Below are 14300 nucleotides of genomic sequence, written 5' to 3'. Positions count from 1 at the left end.
TTTGGAATGCCTCGTAGCCTGAAGAAGGGCCCCTTCATCGACGACCACCTTCAGAAGAAGGTGGACGCCCAGAACGAAGCGGGCACCAAGAACGTCATCAAGACCTGGTCGCGTCGTTCGGTCATCAGCCCGGACATGCTGAGCCACACCTTCGCCGTCCACGACGGCCGCAAGCACGTCCCGGTGTTCGTCACCGAGTCGATGGTCGGCCACAAGCTCGGCGAGTTCGCACCGACCCGCACGTTCAAGGGTCACGTGAAGGACGACAAGAAGGGTCGTCGTCGCTGATGGCCACCGAATCCAAGGAAGAAGTCATGGAAGCCAAGGCTTCGGCGCGGCACGTCCGTGTCAGCCCGCAGAAGGCTCGCCGTGTCGTGGACCTGATCCGCGGCAAGGCCGCCACCGACGCCGTCACGGTGCTCACCTTCGCCCCGCAGTCGGCCTCCGAGCCGGTCAAGAAGGTGCTCGAGAGCGCCATCGCCAACGCGCGGGTCAAGGCTGACCGCGAGTCGGTCGCCTTCGACGAGCGCAACCTCGTCATCACGGCCGCGTTCGTGGACGAGGGCCCGACGATGAAGCGATTCCGGCCGCGCGCCCAGGGCCGCGCCGGTCGCATCAACAAGCGCACGAGCCACATCACCGTGGTCGTCACGCAGCCGGAGAACACGAAGGGAGCCCGCTGATGGGTCAGAAGGTCAACCCGCACGGCTTCCGTCTGGGCATCACCACCGACCACAAGAGCCGCTGGTTCGCAGACTCGACGAAGTCGGGTCAGCGCTACCGCGACTACGTCAAGGAAGATGTCTCGATCCGTCGCCTGATGGAGAAGGGCATGGAGCGCGCCGGCATCGCATCGGTCGAGATCGAGCGCACCCGTGACCGCGTCCGCGTGGACATCCACACCGCCCGCCCCGGCATCGTCATCGGTCGCCGCGGCGCCGAGGCCGACCGCATCCGCGGTGAGCTCGAGAAGCTCACGGGCAAGCAGGTCCAGCTCAACATCCTCGAGGTCAAGAACCCCGAGATCGTGTCGCAGCTGGTCGCCCAGGGCATCGCCGAGCAGCTCTCGGCCCGTGTCGCGTTCCGTCGCGCCATGCGCAAGGGCATGCAGTCCGCCCAGCGCGCCGGCGCCAAGGGCATCCGCGTGCAGGTCTCCGGCCGTCTCAACGGCGCCGAGATGAGCCGCACCGAGTTCTACCGCGAGGGCCGCGTCCCGCTGCACACCCTGCGTGCGCAGATCGACTACGGCTTCTACGAGGCCCGCACCACGTTCGGCCGCATCGGCGTCAAGGTGTGGATCTACAAGGGCGACATGACGGCCAAGGAGCTCGCTGCCCAGCAGGCCGCCGCTCCGCGCCCGTCGCGTGGTCCGCGTCGTGACGGCGGTGACCGTCCGAACCGCGCCCGTCGTGGTGACCGCAACGAGACCGCCGCTGCTCCGGCAGTGAACGAGACCGCTGCTGCCGAGGCCCCCGCCGCGGCCAGCACCGAGAATGAGCAGGCCTGACCATGTTGATTCCCCGTCGAGTCAAGCACCGCAAGCAGCACCACCCGAACCGCCACGGTGCGGCCAAGGGTGGCACGACGATCGCCTTCGGTGACTACGGCATCCAGGCTCTCGAGCCGGCCTACGTGACCAACCGTCAGATCGAGTCCGCTCGTATCGCGATGACCCGCTACATGAAGCGTGGCGGCAAGGTGTGGATCAACATCTACCCCGACCGTCCGCTCACCAAGAAGCCCGCCGAGACCCGCATGGGTTCCGGTAAGGGTTCGCCGGAGTGGTGGATCGCCAACGTCAAGCCGGGTCGCGTCATGTTCGAGATCTCGGGCGTGGCGGAGCCGGTGGCGCGTGAGGCCATGCGCCTCGCGATGCACAAGCTCCCCATGAAGTGCCGCTTCGTTCAGCGTGAGGGTGGTGACATCTGATGGCAGTCGGAACCAAGGACCTGGCTCCCGAGCAGCTGCGTGGTCTGGACGACACGAAGCTGGCGGACGAGCTGAAGAAGGCCAAGGAAGAACTGTTCAACCTGCGTTTCCAGTCGGCCACCGGCCAGCTGGACAACCACGGCCGTCTGCGCGCCGTCAAGAAGGACATCGCGCGCATCTACACCGAGATGCGTGAGCGCGAGCTCGGCATCGGCTCGGCCCCCGCCGCCCCCAAGGCGCCCGAGAAGGCCGAGAAGGTCGAGAAGAAGGCTGCCAAGGCCGACAAGAAGGCCGACAAGGCCGAGAAGGCTGACAAGGCCGAGAAGAAGGCCAAGAAGGCTGACAAGGCGCAGGAGGCTGACGCATGAGCGAGCAGGAGAAGGTCGTGAGCGACCAGGCGAGTGAGCGCAACTACCGCAAGACCCGTCAGGGCTACGTGGTGAGCGACAAGATGGACAAGACCGTCGTCGTCGAGGTCGAGGACCGCGTCAAGCACGCGCTCTACAGCAAGGTCATCCGCCGCACCAGCAAGGTCAAGGCGCACGACGAGCAGAACGAGGCCGGCGTGGGCGACCGCGTGCTCATCATGGAGACGCGTCCGCTCTCCGCGACGAAGCACTGGCGCATTGTCGAGATCCTCGAGAAGGCCAAGTAAGCCACCCCCCATTTCCGTTCGGCAAGGCTCATCCGGGCAACCGGTGAGAACCAGCACGACGACAGGAGTTAGACAGTGATTCAGCAGGAGTCGCGGCTGCGCGTCGCCGACAACACCGGTGCCAAGGAAATCCTTTGCATCCGTGTTCTCGGCGGCTCGGGCCGTCGCTACGCCGGCATCGGCGACACCATCGTCGCCACCGTCAAGGACGCGATCCCTGGCGGCAACGTGAAGAAGGGTGACGTCGTCAAGGCCGTCATCGTCCGCACCGTCAAGGAGCGTCGCCGCGCCGACGGTTCCTACATCAAGTTCGACGAGAACGCTGCGGTGATCCTCAAGGCCGACGGTGACCCTCGTGGTACCCGCATCTTCGGCCCGGTGGGCCGCGAGCTGCGCGAGAAGAAGTTCATGAAGATCATCTCGCTCGCGCCGGAGGTGCTGTGAACATGGCGAAGACCACCATCAGCAAGATGAAGATCAAGAAGGGTGACCTCGTCCAGGTCATCTCCGGCCGCAGCCAGAAGAACGGCGGCGACCGGGGCAAGCAGGGCAAGGTCATCGCGGTCTACCCCGAGACCCAGCGTGTGCTGGTCGAGGGCATCAACCGCGTCACCAAGCACGTCAAGGCCGGCGCGACCGCCCGTGGCACCCGCACCGGTGGCCTGACGCACACCGAGGCCGCGATCCACGTGAGCAACGTGGCGATCGTCGACCCCGAGTCGAAGAAGCCGACCCGCGTCAAGACGCGTGTCGAGACCGTCGAGCGCAATGGCCGTCAGAAGGCGTCCCGCGTCCGTGTCGCGGTCAAGTCGGACAAGGACCTCTGAGAATGACTGACACCAGCACCAAGCCGCGCCTTCAGCAGCGCTACCAGGACGAGATCAAGAGCTCGATGCTCGAGCAGTTCGGCTACGCCAACGTCATGCAGGTTCCCGGCGTCGTCAAGGTCGTCGTCAACATGGGTGTCGGCGACGCGGCCAAGGACAGCAAGCTCATCGAGGGTGCCGTCCGCGACCTCACCGCCATCACCGGTCAGAAGCCGGTCGTGACGAAGGCTCGCAAGTCGATCGCCCAGTTCAAGCTGCGTGAGGGCATGCCCATCGGCGCCCACACGACGCTTCGCGGTGACCGCATGTGGGAGTTCCTCGACCGTCTCGTGACGATCGCCCTCCCGCGCATCCGTGACTTCCGTGGCCTCTCGCCGAAGCAGTTCGACGGCAACGGCAACTACACGTTCGGCCTGACCGAGCAGTCGATGTTCCACGAGATCGACCAGGACCGGATCGACCGCGTGCGAGGCATGGACATCACCGTGGTCACCACGGCGACCAACGATGACGAGGGTCGCGCGCTGCTCAAGCAGCTCGGCTTCCCCTTCAAGGAGAACTGACATGGCCAAGACCGCGCTCGTTAACAAGGCGAACCGGAAGCCGAAGTTCAAGGTCCGCGCGTACACCCGTTGCCAGAAGTGCGGTCGCCCGCACTCGGTGTACCGCAAGTTCGGCCTCTGCCGCATCTGCCTTCGCGAGATGGCTCACGCGGGCGAGCTGCCGGGCGTGACCAAGAGCTCCTGGTAATCGGCTCCCCGAGCCCAGAGCAACCCCAAGACCAACACACCTCTGACACCGTAGGTCGGCCACACGACGGCCCAGCCGTCGCCGGGCAGATAGCCCCGGTCGAAACCCCGGTGAGGAAGGGCGGAGAGCCCACATGACCATGACTGACCCGATTGCGGACATGCTGACCCGCGTCCGGAACGCCAACTCGGCGCACCACGACGTCGTCTCCATGCCGTACTCGAAGCTGAAGAAGAACATCGCCGAGATCCTCCAGAGCGAGGGCTACATCGCCTCGTGGAAGATCGAGGAGGCCGAGGTCGGCCAGACGCTGACCATCGACCTCAAGTACGGCCCGAACCGCGAGCGCTCCATCGCCGGCGTGCGTCGCGTGAGCAAGCCCGGTCTGCGCGTCTACGCCAAGTCGACGAACCTGCCCAAGGTTCTCGGTGGCCTCGGCGTCGCGATCCTGTCGACGTCGAACGGTCTGCTGACCGACCGCCAGGCACACGAGAAGGGCGTGGGTGGGGAAGTCCTCGCCTACGTCTGGTAAGGAGACACTGACATGTCGCGAATCGGACGACTTCCGGTCTCCATCCCCTCGGGTGTGGACGTCAAGGTCGAGGGCCAGGACGTCATCGTCAAGGGCCCCAAGGGTGAGCTCTCCCTGACCGTCGTGCAGCCGATCACGGTCGAGCTGGGCGAGGGCAACCTCGAGGTCAAGCGCCCCAACGACGAGCGCGACTCGCGCTCGCGCCACGGCCTGACCCGGTCGCTCATCAACAACATGGTCCTCGGTGTCACCGAGGGCTACGAGAAGAAGATGGAGATCCACGGCACGGGTTACCGTGTCGCCGCGAAGGGCTCGGACCTCGAGTTCTCGCTCGGATACTCGCACCCGATCCTCATCCAGGCTCCCGCCGGCATCAGCTTCGCCGTCGAGAACCCGACTCGCTTCTCGGTGCAGGGCATCGACAAGCAGCTCGTCGGTGAGGTCGCGGCGAACATCCGCAAGCTGCGCAAGCCCGACCCGTACAAGGGCAAGGGCGTTCGCTACGCGGGCGAGCAGATCCGTCGCAAGGTCGGAAAGGCCGGTAAGTAAGCCATGGCAATGATCATCAAGCGCGGTAAGTCCAAGGCTGCCGCCCGCATCCGTCGCCAGGTTCGCGGTCGCAAGAAGATCGCCGGCACCGCGGCGCGTCCCCGCCTCGTCGTGTCGCGCTCGAGCCGTCACCTCTTCGTCCAGGTCGTCGACGACACCGTCGGCAAGACCGTGGCCTCGGCCTCGACGATGGAGGCCGACCTGCGCTCCTTCGACGGTGACAAGACGGCCAAGGCCAAGAAGGTCGGCGAGCTCGTGGCCGCCCGTGCCAAGGACGCCGGTATCGAGGCCGTCGTGTTCGACCGTGGTGGCAACAAGTACCACGGCCGTGTCGCGGCGATCGCCGAGGGCGCCCGCGAAGGCGGTCTGTCCCTGTGAGCAACTTCGTGAACGCAATTGTTGAGATGAGGAACATCTGATGCCCGGACAGCAGCGTCGAGGCACCGGCCCCGCCGGTGGCGGCGAGCGCACCGAGCGCGGAGACCGCCGTGACAACCGCGGCGGCCGCGACAACCGCGACAGCCGTGACGACAAGAACCAGTACGTCGAGCGCGTCGTGACCATCAACCGTGTCGCCAAGGTCGTCAAGGGTGGTCGTCGCTTCAGCTTCACCGCCCTCGTCGTCGTCGGTGACGGTGACGGCACGGTGGGCGTCGGCTACGGCAAGGCCAAGGAAGTTCCCGCGGCCATCGCCAAGGGTGTCGAGGAGGCCAAGAAGAACTTCTTCAAGGTCCCCCGCATCCAGGGCACCATCCCGCACCCCGTCCAGGGTGAGGCCGCCGCTGGTGTCGTCATGCTCCGCCCCGCCGCCCCCGGTACCGGTGTCATCGCCGGTGGCCCGGTGCGTGCGGTGCTCGAGTGCGCCGGCGTCCACGACGTCCTCAGCAAGTCGCTGGGCTCCGACAACGCCATCAACATCGTGCACGCCACGGCCCAGGCCCTGCGCGAGCTCGAGCGCCCCGAGTCGGTCGCTGCCCGTCGTGGCAAGACCCTCGAGGAGGTCGCTCCGGCGGCCATGCTCAAGGCCCGTGCCGCCGGTATGGCTGAGGCCCAGGCTGCGAAGGCTGGTGCGTGATGGCTCGTCTCAAGGTGACCCAGACCCGTTCCGAGATCGGTGGCAAGCAGAACCAGCGTGACACGCTGCGCAGCCTCGGTCTGAAGCGCATTGGCGACGTCGTCGTCAAGGAGGACCGTCCCGAGATCCGCGGGATGGTCAAGACGGTCACGCACCTCGTGTCCGTCGAGGAGGTTGACTGACCATGGCCGACAACGCCAAGAAGTCGGGCGAGTCCGCCCTCAAGGTCCACCACCTGCGTCCGGCCCCCGGAGCCAAGACCGCCAAGACCCGCGTCGGTCGTGGTGAGGGCTCCAAGGGCAAGACCGCTGGTCGTGGTACCAAGGGCACGAAGGCCCGTTACCAGGTCCCGGAGCGTTTCGAGGGCGGCTCGATGCCGATGCACATGCGCCTCCCGAAGCTCCGCGGATTCAAGAACCCGTTCCGCACGGAGTACCAGGTCGTGAACCTGGACCGCCTGCAGCTGCTCTTCCCGGAGGGTGGTCAGGTGTCCGTCGCCGACCTCGTCGCCAAGGGTGCCGTCCGTGACGGCTTCCCCGTGAAGGTCCTCGGCACGGGCGAGATCTCCGTCAAGGTCGAGGTCGAGGCACACAAGTTCTCGGCCTCCGCCAAGGAGAAGATCGAGGCCGCCGGCGGCACGGTCACGGCCCTCGCCGGCTGAGACCAGGCTTCAGTGAACACCACACATCTCGTGTGAGCAGCGCCCCGGGCGCCCGACCCGCGAGCCGACGTGACGTCGGCCACCGCGGTGGGAGCCCGGGGCGTTGCGCCTTTGCGTTAACCTTCCACGGATTGCATGACTTACGCCGCGCCACCGCGCGGCCCCCCAGGAGGACCCAGTGCTCGCCGCCTTCGCACGCGCGTTCCGTACCCCGGACCTGCGCAAGAAGCTGCTCTTCACGCTCGGCATCATCGTGCTGTTCCGGCTCGGATCACACGTGCCGACGCCGGGCATCAGCTACGGCCTCGTGCAGGACTGCCTGCAGGCCACCAAGGGTCAGAGCGGCGACCAGAGCGGCTTCCTGAACCTGGCCAACCTCTTCAGCGGCGGTGCGCTGCTGCAGCTGTCCGTGTTCGCGCTCGGGATCATGCCGTACATCACGGCCAGCATCATCATCCAGCTGCTCACGGTCGTCATCCCGCGCTTCGAGGCGCTCAAGGAGGAGGGCCAGTCGGGGCAGAGCAAGCTGACGCAGTACACCCGCTACCTGACGATCGGTCTCGCGATCCTCCAGTCGGCGACCCTCGTCACCTTCGCGCGCAACCCGTCCAGCCTCTTCGGCGGCTCCTGCGACTCGATCATGACCGACCAGTCGATGGTCACGATCCTCATCATGGTCCTGACCATGACGGCCGGCACCGGCCTCATCATGTGGTTCGGCGAGCTCATCACCGACAAGGGCGTCGGCAACGGCATGTCCCTCATGATCTTCACCTCGATCGCCGCCGGCTTCCCCGCCTCGCTCTGGGCCATCAAGGAGAACAAGGGCTGGGGCACCTTCCTCGGCATCCTCATCCTCGGTGTCTTCGTCATCGCCGCGGTCGTCTTCGTCGAGCAGTCCCAGCGCCGCATCCCGGTGCAGTACGCCAAGCGGATGGTCGGACGCCGGATGTACGGCGGCACGTCCACGTACATCCCGCTCAAGGTCAACATGGCCGGCGTCATCCCGGTCATCTTCGCCAGCTCCCTGCTCGCCCTGCCGGGTCTCGTCGCGCAGTTCAACACCCGCGCCGACGGCAACAACCCGGGCTGGGTCTCGTGGGTGCAGGAGAACCTCGTCAAGGGTGACCACCCCTTCTACATGGCGACCTATGTCGCGCTCATCCTCTTCTTCACGTTCTTCTACGTGTCCATCACGTTCAACCCGACCGAGGTCGCGGACAACATGAAGAAGTACGGCGGCTTCATCCCGGGTATCCGGGCCGGGCGACCCACGGCCGAGTACCTCAACTACGTCCTGACCCGAATCACCGTGCCGGGTGCCATCTACCTCGCGATCGTCTCGCTCATCCCGCTCGTGGCCCTCGTCCTCGTCGGCGCCAACCAGAACTTCCCGTTCGGTGGCACCTCGATCCTCATCGTCGTCGGTGTGGGCCTGGAGACGGTGAAGCAGATCGAGGCGCAGCTGCAGCAGCGTCACTACGAAGGGTTCCTCCGTTAATGCGACTGATCATCCTCGGCCCGCCCGGCGCCGGTAAAGGCACGCAGGCCGCCCGGATCGCCGAGCGCCTCGGCATCCCGGCCATCTCGACCGGCGACATCTTCCGCGCCAACATCAAGGACCAGACCCCGCTCGGCGTCAAGGTCCACGAGATCATCACGTCCGGCGGCTACGTCTCCGACGACATCACCAACGAGATCGTCGAGGACCGGCTCACCTGGGACGACGCCGCCCACGGCTTCCTCCTCGACGGCTACCCGCGCACCGCGGGCCAGGTCGACGCGCTCGACGAGATGCTGTCGCGGCACGGGCACGCGCTCGACGCGGTCCTCGAGCTCGAGGTCGACGAGGACGCCATCGTCGAGCGACTGCTCAAGCGCGCCGAGACCGAGGGTCGCGCCGACGACACCGAGGACGTCATCCGCGAGCGCCAGGCGATCTACCGCAAGGAGACCGCGCCCCTCGCGGAGCACTACGAGGTCGCCGGCCTCCTCGTCAAGGTCGACGGCATGGGTGCCGTCGACGACGTCACCGACCGTGTCATCGCGGCCCTGCCGCAGCACGCCTGAGCACACCGCAGCGACGCCGCCGTCAGGCGTCGTCGGGTGTCGTCACCGACAAGGACCACCGATGTTCGGACGCCGGAACCGGCTCCAGGGCCGCACCGACGAGCAGCTCCGCCTCATGCGTGAGGCCGGCCTGCTCGTCGGGCGCACGCTCGAGCTGCTCGCGAGCGAGCTGCGTCCGGGCCTGACGACGCTCGAGCTGGACCGCCTCGCGGAGGACTTCATCCGCAGCAACGGCGGCATCCCCAACTTCCAGCTCGTCCCCGGCTACAGCCACACGCTGTGCACGAGCGTCAACGACGAGGTCGTCCACGGCATCCCGGGTCCGCGCGTCCTCGAGGCCGGCGACATCGTCTCGGTCGACTGCGGCGCCGAGGTCAAGGGCTGGAACGGCGATGCGGCCTTCACCGCCGTCGTCGGCGGGCGCGAGGCGGGTCGTCCCGAGGACCTCGCCCTCATCGACGCCACCGAGGCCAGCCTCTACGCCGGGATCGCCGCGATGCAGGTCGGCGGTCGTCTCTACGCCGTCGGTGACGCCGTCGAGGCGAGCATCGAGGCTGCCGCCGAGCGCGACGGTCGCACCTACGGCGTCATCGACGAGTACGTCGGCCACGGCATCGGCACCCAGATGCACATGGATCCCCAGATCCCGAACTACGCGGTGCGCGAGACGGGCCCCAAGCTCGTCGACGGCTTCACCGGTGCCATCGAGCCGATGGTCACCCTCGGCGGCATCGACACCAAGGTGCTCGCCGACGACTGGACCGTGGTGACGCTCGACGGCACGCGGGCCGCGCACTGGGAGCACTCGGTCGCCGTCCGCGACGACGGCCTGTGGATCCTCACGGCCGTCGACGGTGGCCAGGCTGCCCTCGCGGCCGCCGGGGCGGCATACGCCCCCCTCGACGTCACCGCCTGACCGCGCGCGACTCGGGGCCGTCACCGACCCACCTACGGGCTCCGGACGCGTAGCCTCACGCTCGTGAGCCTTCCCCGCAGCACCCCGTCGGCGCAGGGCGTCGACGCCGCCGGCATCCACGCGTTCGTCGACGCCGCCGAGCGTGACCACCTCGGGCTGCACAGCCTCATGGTCGTGCGTCACGGACACGTCGTCGCGGAGGGCTGGTGGAGGCCGTATGCCGCCGGCCGCGTCCACCTCGCGTACTCCCTCTCGAAGACGGTGACGGCCACGGCCGTCGGCTTCCTCGTGCAGGAGGGGCGCCTGTCGCTCGACGACCGGGTCCTCGACCACTTCCCCGAGCTCGACCGCGCCCTGGTGGCCGACGGCTGGGAGGACGTGCGGATCACGCACTGCCTCTCGATGACCGTCGGGCACGAGGAGGATGCGTGGGCACACGTCTTCGACCGGCTGAGCGGCAGCGAGGGCGGCGACGGCGACGACTGGGTCCCGCGCGTCTTCGCGACCCGGCCGACCCGGCAGCCGGGGACGGTCTTCGCCTACAACCAGGTGGCGACCTACCTGCTCGCCGTCATCGTGCGGCGTGTCGTCGGGGTCAGCCTGGTCGAGATGCTGCGACCGCGGCTGCTCGCGCCCCTCGGGCTGCCCGACATCCCCTGGCACCGCGACCCGCTCGGGCGCGAGCTCGGGTTCACCGGGTCGCACCTGACCACCGAGGCCATCGCCTCCATCGCCCAGCTCTACCTCGACCGCGGCCGGTGGGAGGGGCGCCAGCTGCTGGCCGAGGCGTGGGTCGCCGAGGCCACCCGGGGGTTCGGACCGGTCAGCGAGGACCCCGACGCGGACGACGACTGGCGCCGCGGCTACGGCTACTCGTTCTGGATGCAGCGCCACGGCTACCGCGGCGACGGTGCCTACGGCCAGTTCCTCGTCGTGCTGCCCGAGCACGACACGGTCGTGGCGATCACCGCCGAGCAGTCGCGCATGCAGTCCACCCTCGACGGGCTGTGGGCCCACGTCGTGCCGGCCATCGGCGGGAGCGGTTCCGCCGACTCCGACCGTGCCCTCACCGAGCGCCTCGCCGGTCTCGAGATCCCCGCGATGTCCGGGGACGCGCTCGGTCCGGAGTACGCCGAGTTCACCCGCTCGGAGGGCTCCGACCTGTCGGCCGACTACACCGCCGTCTCCGTGACGCGCGACGGCCCCGACGTCGTGCTCGGGCTCAGCCGGCGCGGTGAGTGGCTGCGCGTCCCTGTGGGGCGAGGGCTGTGGCGTGAGGGGGAGCTCGTGGCCGCGGGCGCGACCCTGCCGGTCGTCTCGAGTGGCGGCTGGGTCGACGAGGACACCTTCCGCGCGGAGGTCATCGCCGTCGAGACGCCCCACCGCTTCCGCATCGAGGCGCGGCTGCGCGGCGCCGACGCCGATCTGACCTGGCGGATGGTGCCGCTCACCGGCAACGACCCGCTGTGGCTGGCGACGCGCTGGTCGTACGCCTGAGGCGGGCCCGCGCCGTCATGGGCCGGTCGGGCGCCCGTCCCGGGCCGCTCGAAGGACCCACGGACGGACCCACGGACGGACCCTCGACGGGAGCCTGACGGCTGTCGGTGCCCGGGTGGACAATCAGAGGTGCTGCGTCAGGCAGCGGAAGGGGGCCATCGTGGCCGGTGAGGACAGCACCACCGACGTGACCGGACGCGACGCGACGGGAGAGGTCGTGGCGCCCAGGGCCGCCCCCGTGGCGCCGCTGGGCGGGGTGCCCGACGGGCACAACCCGTGGCCGGCCCTCTGGGCGATGGTCATCGGGTTCTTCATGATCCTCGTCGACTCCACCATCGTGTCGGTGGCGACCCCCGCGATCCTCAGGGGACTCGACACCGACGTCAACAGCGTCATCTGGGTCACGAGCGCCTACCTGCTCGCCTACGCCACGCCGCTGCTCATCACCGGCCGGCTGGGCGACCGCTACGGACCGAAGAACCTCTACCTCGTCGGGCTGACGGTCTTCACGCTCGCTTCCCTGTGGTGCGGGCTCACCGGCACGATCACCGGGCTCATCCTCGCCCGCGTCGTGCAGGGACTCGGCGCCTCGATGCTGACGCCGCAGACGATGGCCGTCATCACCCGCACGTTCCCCGCGGCCTCCCGCGGTCAGGCCATGGCGCTGTGGGGTGCCACGGCCGGCGTGGCGATCCTCGTGGGTCCCGTCGTCGGCGGCCTGCTCGTCGACGGTCCGGGGTGGGAGTGGATCTTCTTCATCAACGTGCCCGTCGGTGTCGTCGCCTTCGCGCTCGCCGCCCGGCTCGTGCCGCGGCTCGAGACGCACAGCCACAGCTTCGACTGGATCGGCGTCGCGCTCTCGGCGGTCGGGATGTTCCTCGTCGTGTTCGGCGTCCAGGAGGGCGAGACCTACGACTGGGGGACCATCTCCGGGTTCGTCTCCGTGCCGCTCCTCATCGGCGTCGGCCTGCTCGTGCTCGGCGTCTTCATCTGGTGGCAGGCGCACAACACCCGCGAGCCGCTGTTGCCGCTGCGCCTCTTCGACGACCGCAACTTCTCGCTCGCCAACGTCGCGATCACGACCATCGGCTTCTCCATCACGGCGATGGGCTTCCCCCTCATGCTCTACGCCCAGGCGGTGCGCGGGATGTCGCCGACCGCCTCGGCGCTCCTGCTCGCGCCGATGGCCGTCATCTCGGGTGGCTTGGCCCCCGTGTCCGGCCGGCTCGCCGACCGGGTCCACCCGCGCGGCATCACCGCGGCCGGGATCGGCCTCACGGCACTGTCGCTGCTCTGGCTCGCCCTCGTCATGCACCCCGAGACCGAGACGTGGGTGCTGCTCCTGCCCATGGCCCTCATGGGAGTCGGCAACGCCTTCATGTGGGGCCCGCTCGGCGCGACCGCCACCCGCAACCTGCCGCTGTCGTCGGCCGGTGCCGGGTCGGGCGTCTACAACACGACCCGCCAGGTCGGTGCGGTCCTCGGCAGCGCAGCCATCGCGGCCCTCATCGAGGCCCGGCTCGCCGCCGACCTGCCGGGGATCTCCGGCCAGCTCGGCGGACTGCAGGGGTCCGGGGCGACGATGCCGGCGCAGGTCGCGAGCGGCTTCGCCGATGCGATGGCCGAGTCGATGATGCTGCCCGCTGCGGTCCTGCTCATCGGCGTCGTCGCCGTCCTCTTCTTCGAGCGACCCGCGATCAACCGGGCCTGAGGAAGGCACGAGGCGCCGTCGACCCGGGCCGGCACGGCGCGGCGGTCGCCGGCCTACCGCCCAGCGGCGAGCGCTCTAGCGGCCGAGGCCCCCGGGCGTGCCGCCGACGTGGACGACCATCCGCTCGGCGACGACGCGCGCGTTCGCCCGGAGCACGTCGAGGGGGACCCGGGGGAGGTTCTCCTCCCAGTCGATGAGGGGTGACCCGCGGAACTGGAGCATGCGCGCGGGACGGCCGAGGAAGAACAGGTGCAGGTGCGCGCCGCCGTCGCCGTACTTCGCCAGCTGGACCCGGCCGACGCTCGGCACGTGCTCGACGGCGTCGGAGACCGCCACGACGAGCTGGCCCATCTCGGCGGCGAGGTCGCCCGGCAGGGAGGGCAGGTCGTGGTGCGCGAGCGGCATGAGCATGAGCATCACCGGCAGGCCGGTATCGACGGAGAGGGTGAGGCGCCAGCGGGCGTTCGACCAGACGAGCCGGTCGTCGGCGTCCCCGAAGCCGTCGGCGCACCAGCAGTCGCGGGCCTGCTCGCCCCGCCGGGCCGGCTCCTCGTCGGCCGGAGGCTGCACCGGCTTGAGGCGCAGGCCCTCGATCTCGTAGGGGTAGATGTCCCAGCCGGGCATCTCCTCGACGGCGACGGGAAGACGACCGTCCGCGCCGGCCGCGGCCGCGATGCGTGCGTAGTAGTCCTCCACGCTCTCCGCGGCCGACGGGGGCGCCGTGACCGCGTCCGTGCGGTCAGGCGGCGTCTCCTGAGCCGGTGACGGCGTGGAGGTGGCGGGTGGGACGGTGGCGTCAGCGCCGGGCTCGGTCACCCGGCCAGTATGCCGCTCCCACCCGCCGGCTCCCGGCTACTTCGAGGGCTGAGGCGTCGAGCAGCCGATGCGCGGGTCGAGCCCGATGTAGTTGAGCGGTCCGGCGACGATCGTCACGGCCGTCGTGGCCAGCCGGCTGCAGCTGGGGTCGGACGAGCCGAAGTAGCCGCGCTGGAAGGCGGCGAAGACGCCGATGAGGAGCCAGAGCAGCACGACGACGGTGGAGGTCTGCGTGCGCGTGCGGGTGCGAGCGCTCATGGTGGCCTTTCGTGGAGGGTCGTCACGACGACGACCGTGGAGGGGTCGCCCACC

Annotated in this window: 23 protein-coding genes; 21 read left to right on the top strand and 2 right to left on the bottom strand. The window is 68.7% G+C overall.

Annotated features, from left to right (window positions below):
• Window positions 1-6: 6 nt before the first annotated feature.
• From rpsS to ASH01_RS02815, 21 genes are all read left to right on the top strand, one after another.
• Entirely contained in the window at window positions 7-288 is a 282-nt protein-coding gene (rpsS, locus tag ASH01_RS02915; RefSeq protein WP_020143240.1) for a 30S ribosomal protein S19, read from the top strand.
• A gap of 26 nt (window positions 289-314) precedes the next feature.
• Window positions 315-683, top strand: coding sequence for a 50S ribosomal protein L22 (rplV, locus tag ASH01_RS02910; RefSeq protein WP_020143239.1), 369 nt, complete (start codon window positions 315-317; stop codon window positions 681-683).
• On the top strand, window positions 683-1507 hold the full coding sequence (gene rpsC / locus ASH01_RS02905; RefSeq protein WP_020143238.1) for a 30S ribosomal protein S3: 825 nt from the start codon (window positions 683-685) through the stop codon (window positions 1505-1507). Before rplV ends, rpsC begins: the two co-directional genes overlap by 1 nt.
• A gap of 2 nt (window positions 1508-1509) precedes the next feature.
• Entirely contained in the window at window positions 1510-1929 is a 420-nt protein-coding gene (gene rplP / locus ASH01_RS02900) for a 50S ribosomal protein L16 (protein WP_020143237.1), read from the top strand.
• Window positions 1929-2297, top strand: a complete 369-nt coding sequence (gene rpmC / locus ASH01_RS02895) for a 50S ribosomal protein L29 (RefSeq protein WP_056771079.1) — start codon at window positions 1929-1931, stop codon at window positions 2295-2297. Before rplP ends, rpmC begins: the two co-directional genes overlap by 1 nt.
• Window positions 2294-2584 (top strand): 30S ribosomal protein S17, encoded by a 291-nt coding sequence (rpsQ, locus tag ASH01_RS02890; protein ID WP_020143235.1) that lies wholly within the window; start codon window positions 2294-2296, stop codon window positions 2582-2584. The genes rpmC and rpsQ overlap by 4 nt, the downstream gene beginning before the upstream one ends.
• Window positions 2585-2659: 75 nt before the next feature.
• The gene (rplN, locus tag ASH01_RS02885; protein ID WP_020143234.1) at window positions 2660-3028 is read left to right on the top strand and encodes a 50S ribosomal protein L14; all 369 of its coding nucleotides are present in this window, start codon (window positions 2660-2662) and stop codon (window positions 3026-3028) included.
• A 2-nt stretch (window positions 3029-3030) separates the two neighbouring features.
• Window positions 3031-3411 (top strand): 50S ribosomal protein L24, encoded by a 381-nt coding sequence (rplX, locus tag ASH01_RS02880; protein WP_056771076.1) that lies wholly within the window; start codon window positions 3031-3033, stop codon window positions 3409-3411.
• 2 nt (window positions 3412-3413) lie between these two features.
• Window positions 3414-3974, top strand: a complete 561-nt coding sequence (gene rplE, locus ASH01_RS02875) for a 50S ribosomal protein L5 (RefSeq protein WP_056752812.1) — start codon at window positions 3414-3416, stop codon at window positions 3972-3974.
• Between the two features lies 1 nt (window position 3975).
• Complete coding sequence (locus ASH01_RS02870) at window positions 3976-4161, top strand: type Z 30S ribosomal protein S14 (protein WP_020143231.1); 186 nt, start codon at window positions 3976-3978, stop codon at window positions 4159-4161.
• A 133-nt stretch (window positions 4162-4294) separates the two neighbouring features.
• Window positions 4295-4693: a 30S ribosomal protein S8 gene (rpsH, locus tag ASH01_RS02865; protein ID WP_020143230.1), complete on the top strand. Its 399-nt coding sequence runs from the start codon at window positions 4295-4297 to the stop codon at window positions 4691-4693.
• 12 nt (window positions 4694-4705) lie between these two features.
• Window positions 4706-5242, top strand: coding sequence for a 50S ribosomal protein L6 (gene rplF, locus ASH01_RS02860; protein ID WP_028785452.1), 537 nt, complete (start codon window positions 4706-4708; stop codon window positions 5240-5242).
• Between the two features lie 3 nt (window positions 5243-5245).
• On the top strand, window positions 5246-5620 hold the full coding sequence (rplR, locus tag ASH01_RS02855; protein WP_056752819.1) for a 50S ribosomal protein L18: 375 nt from the start codon (window positions 5246-5248) through the stop codon (window positions 5618-5620).
• Window positions 5621-5660: 40 nt separating this feature from the next.
• On the top strand, window positions 5661-6317 hold the full coding sequence (rpsE, locus tag ASH01_RS02850; protein ID WP_020143227.1) for a 30S ribosomal protein S5: 657 nt from the start codon (window positions 5661-5663) through the stop codon (window positions 6315-6317).
• Entirely contained in the window at window positions 6317-6499 is a 183-nt protein-coding gene (gene rpmD, locus ASH01_RS02845; protein WP_020143226.1) for a 50S ribosomal protein L30, read from the top strand. The genes rpsE and rpmD overlap by 1 nt, the downstream gene beginning before the upstream one ends.
• Before the next feature lie 2 nt (window positions 6500-6501).
• Window positions 6502-6978, top strand: coding sequence for a 50S ribosomal protein L15 (rplO, locus tag ASH01_RS02840; protein ID WP_020143225.1), 477 nt, complete (start codon window positions 6502-6504; stop codon window positions 6976-6978).
• Window positions 6979-7156: 178 nt separating this feature from the next.
• Window positions 7157-8479, top strand: a complete 1323-nt coding sequence (gene secY, locus ASH01_RS02835) for a preprotein translocase subunit SecY (RefSeq protein WP_056771074.1) — start codon at window positions 7157-7159, stop codon at window positions 8477-8479.
• Complete coding sequence (locus ASH01_RS02830; protein ID WP_056771072.1) at window positions 8479-9048, top strand: adenylate kinase; 570 nt, start codon at window positions 8479-8481, stop codon at window positions 9046-9048. Before secY ends, ASH01_RS02830 begins: the two co-directional genes overlap by 1 nt.
• Window positions 9049-9109: 61 nt before the next feature.
• Window positions 9110-9964 (top strand): type I methionyl aminopeptidase, encoded by an 855-nt coding sequence (map, locus tag ASH01_RS02825; protein WP_056771070.1) that lies wholly within the window; start codon window positions 9110-9112, stop codon window positions 9962-9964.
• 63 nt (window positions 9965-10027) lie between these two features.
• Window positions 10028-11461: a serine hydrolase domain-containing protein gene (locus tag ASH01_RS02820; protein ID WP_056771068.1), complete on the top strand. Its 1434-nt coding sequence runs from the start codon at window positions 10028-10030 to the stop codon at window positions 11459-11461.
• Window positions 11462-11756: 295 nt separating this feature from the next.
• On the top strand, window positions 11757-13172 hold the full coding sequence (locus tag ASH01_RS02815) for a DHA2 family efflux MFS transporter permease subunit (protein ID WP_235509536.1): 1416 nt from the start codon (window positions 11757-11759) through the stop codon (window positions 13170-13172).
• A gap of 75 nt (window positions 13173-13247) precedes the next feature.
• Here the strand turns inward: ASH01_RS02815 and ASH01_RS02810 are convergent, their stop codons facing one another.
• Window positions 13248-13988 carry a hypothetical protein gene (locus ASH01_RS02810; protein ID WP_056771065.1) on the bottom strand — a complete coding sequence of 247 codons (741 nt, stop codon included), beginning with the start codon at window positions 13986-13988 and terminating at the stop codon, window positions 13248-13250.
• Window positions 13989-14024: 36 nt separating this feature from the next.
• Window positions 14025-14246, bottom strand: a complete 222-nt coding sequence (locus ASH01_RS02805) for a hypothetical protein (RefSeq protein WP_056771060.1) — start codon at window positions 14244-14246, stop codon at window positions 14025-14027.
• Between the last annotated feature and the right edge of the window lie 54 nt (window positions 14247-14300).

The sequence above is a fragment of the Terrabacter sp. Soil811 genome, from assembly GCF_001429655.1.
Lineage (GTDB): Bacteria > Actinomycetota > Actinomycetes > Actinomycetales > Dermatophilaceae > Terrabacter.
The sequence above is the reverse complement of the archived record's forward strand: the minus strand, read 5'-3'. Positions and strand labels throughout refer to the sequence as shown.